Here is a 3,214-nt window from a genome sequence, read left to right on the forward strand (position 1 = left end):
GCGGTCTGGACCGGCGCCTGCCCCACCTGTCACCGCAACATGCCAGAGCCGATACCAACCTGACCAAGCACTACTAGTGATTCCAGTGTTTGAATGGACCGTCGTTCCTGACCGAGCAAGGAGAAGCGCAGTGCCTCTGGTGTCCGTCGTGATGCCCGTCTACAACTCGGCCGCCACACTCGGCGCAGCCGTCCGATCGGTGCTCACGCAGACCCACAGCGACCTGGAGCTTCTGGTCACCGACGACCAGTCCTCCGATGGCTCCATGGACCTGCTCCGCGAGTTCGCCGAGCAGGACGAGCGCGTCCTGCCGGAGTCGGCACCCGAGCGGGGCGGTGCAGGCCGGGCCCGCAACCTCGCGATCAAGCGGGCCCGCGGGGACTACATCGCTTTCCTGGACAGCGATGACATGTGGCTTCCGGAGAAGACTGAGAAGCAGCTCGCCTTCGCTGCGGAGGGCACTGCGCCGTTGACGTTCGCCTCGTACTTCAAGATGGATGCCGGCTACGACGGCGAGAGCACCGACTGGGTCCCGAACGGGCGGGTGGTCCGTGCGCGGGAGCACGTGGACTACCGCGCGATGCTGGTCCGAGACCACATCGGTGCCCTCACCGCCATGTACGACCGCAATGTCCTGGGCACCAGGCTGATGCCGGAGATGCGTAAGCGCCAGGACTACGCCCTCTGGCTGTCGATCATGCGGGACGGCGCTGACGCCCGGGGCCTGGATGAGCCGCTTGCGGTGTACAGGGCCCACCAGGCGGGATCGTTGTCCTCCAACAAGCTGTCGCTCGTGCAATACAACTGGGCCCTGTACCGCGAGCACGAGCATCTGTCGGTTCCCCGGTCGACGCGGGCGCTGGCCGGAGCTGTGTGGCAGTCGCTGCGCAACTCTCGCATCTAGCTCCGCGCACGGGCCCAGGGAGTCCGGTGCGCGACTGTTTCCGGGGGCGCCCGCCCAGGCCCCGCCCCGTGGCTGTGCCGCGTGCTCGGGGGCTGGGACCGGGCGTGGGACTCGGTGGGTCATCGGTGCCGTCCGCCGGCTACGCGGCCGAGCCGTCGCCGGCCCTCGCCCGCAGGAACAGCTGGAGGAGCAGCCGCCGGTCGGCGACCGGGACGTTCTCCTGACCGCTGTGGAGCGCCTCCCTGCCGTGCAGGAAGCGGCGCTGGTTCACGATGAGGTAGTCCCCAGGCTGGAGCATGAAGGAGACCTGCCCTCGGACGAGCTCCTCGGCGAGCTCCCCGGCGGCGTCGGCGTGCGCCTGGCCGAGCTGGGACCGCTCCAGCATCTTGGCGGTGAACCGGACGAACCCCTCGCCCGGGTCGGAGCCGTCCAGGATCGGGAACGGCTTGTACTCCTCGCCGACGCCGTACAGGTCGAAGAAGGTCCCGTAGTGGTAAGCCGTCTCGGCCAGGAGGGCGCGGCCGTTCTCCGACAGCCGCGCCACCGCCGCGTGGGCGTCGGAGAGGATGCTGGGGCCGCCGCCGAGCGGGTCAGGGTGGACGCACAGGAGCGTGGTGTAGTCCGGGGGGCGGGTCGCGTTCACCAGGTCCATGTGGAAGGCGTTGTACCCGATGCCGCTGGACTTGCCGGGGTCCTTGTCGACCTTGACCCCGATGTCCTTCCACAGGGACCACCGCGGGAAGGGCGAGAAGGGGACCGCCACCTCGGCCGCGAATCCTGTCGCCAGCCGCAGGAACCGGTCGTCGTCGGTCCTCAGCGCCTTGGCGAGGTTCCCCAGGCGCAGCACGGCGTATCCGCCGCCCTCCCCGGCCAGCGCGTGGCGCAGCGTCGCGGCGGTCTCCTCGAACCGCGGGATGGCCGTCAGCTCGGTCCGGTACTCCTCCATGGTGGACTTCGCCAGGAACGAACCGTCCAGCTCCCAGGGTGGGAGAAAACGGTCGATCAGAGCGGCTTCGAGTTCGCTCGGGATGTCGATGAACACGCGGAGCCTCCTTCTCTCTTGGCACTCTCGGGGTGTCGTTGGGTGCTGTTGTCGTCCGGACGCCGAAGACGGTCCGACAGCGGGTGTGTTTCGTCGGGCCGTGAGGCCTCGGGGGCGTGCCTGTCGCCAGGGTCACCGGCGAGGTCAGTACCGGCGTTGGTGAATCAGCATGTCCTTTTCTTGTGACGGGAGTTCGCCTGCGGAGATTTTGCGCGGAAGTACGATGGATCAGGCGGGGACGGGGGCAGGGGCAGGGGCAGGCGGATGACGATCCGCTTGCCGTCGGTAGCCGGGTCCGGGACGACCTCGGGCCGGCCATGGACCTCCCTCACCAGGGCGTTGACCAGGAACAGGCCGCGGCCCCCAAAGTCGTGGGCAGCCGGCATCGTCGGCGTACGCGGTGCCCCGCCGCCCGACCGCCACGCGTACGAGACGAGCAGCGAGGACGAGGAGCCCGAGTCCACGGCCACGCTCACGCGGGTCCCCGCCACGATGCTCGCCGTCCCGACCGCCCCGGTAGGCGTCCTCCAGAGAGACCTGCGGATGCCGGTGGCTCAGCAACGACACCGGCCGTCGCGCCGTCTCCGCGTTTCGCAGACGCCGGGCTTCCTCGTGTTCCCACTGCCGCACATCACCTTCCAAGAGGCGATGGCGGGCCGATCCGTGCTGCGAGGACGAGTGCGCGGAGGCGAGGAGCGCCTCCAGCAGCCCAGCCTCGTTATCGGTTCTCATTCGTGCCACTCCCTGCTACGCGTCGCTGACGAGCCCTCATCTCACCGCCCCTCCCTCTACGTGAGCGGGGCTCGCGAAGGGGCCTGCGGCTTGCGAAGGGGCTCGCGGTAGGTGCGACCGTTGGGTCGAGGTGGGACCTGCGCGCCCGGGCGGCTCCCCTCCGCTGCCGTGCTGAGGGAGAGGGCAGCATCGACGGCACTGACAGTGGTGGGGAACTGCGTAAACGGACGGTCCCTTCGTCTGTGCACAACCGTTCGGTTAGTGGAGTGGCAGCGGATCAGCTCATGCTGCCTTCCAGGGCAGGCTGGTCAGGTCGTTTTGAGCGCGGCGGTCCAGGGCGTACCGGTCTTGTACCGATTCCAGGGCGACGGCCGCAGGCGGCAGCCCGACACTGGCCCTGCGTGCGTCCAGCGATCCCGGCGCGAGCAGCGGGCACCGCTCGACGCTGTCAGCTCGTAGGAGGAATTGGGTCCCGTACTCCTGGAGGTGCCCATGGTTGAGCAGGGCACGGTCGTGCAGGTGCGCCCAATGCTGGA

The 3,214-nt window shown here is 69.0% G+C and carries 3 protein-coding genes; 1 reads left to right on the forward strand and 2 read right to left on the reverse strand.

The features are described 5' to 3' along the window. Nucleotides 1-130: 130 nt before the first annotated feature. On the forward strand, nt 131-904 hold the full coding sequence (locus LCE31_RS38215) for a glycosyltransferase family 2 protein (protein ID WP_225022773.1): 774 nt from the start codon (nt 131-133) through the stop codon (nt 902-904). 139 nt (nt 905-1,043) lie between these two features. On the opposite strand, the gene LCE31_RS38220 is transcribed toward LCE31_RS38215, so the two are convergent. Both LCE31_RS38220 and LCE31_RS38225 read right to left on the reverse strand, forming a co-directional pair. Next, nucleotides 1,044-1,946, reverse strand: a complete 903-nt coding sequence (locus LCE31_RS38220; RefSeq protein WP_225022774.1) for a TauD/TfdA family dioxygenase — start codon at nt 1,944-1,946, stop codon at nt 1,044-1,046. Nucleotides 1,947-2,960: 1,014 nt separating this feature from the next. Then, the coding region (locus LCE31_RS38225) for a DUF6624 domain-containing protein (protein ID WP_374118700.1) at nt 2,961-3,214 on the reverse strand (254 nt) is incomplete at its 5' end.

The sequence above is a fragment of the Streptomyces sp. 8L genome, assembly GCF_020176795.1.
Classification (GTDB): Bacteria; Actinomycetota; Actinomycetes; order Streptomycetales; family Streptomycetaceae; genus Streptomyces.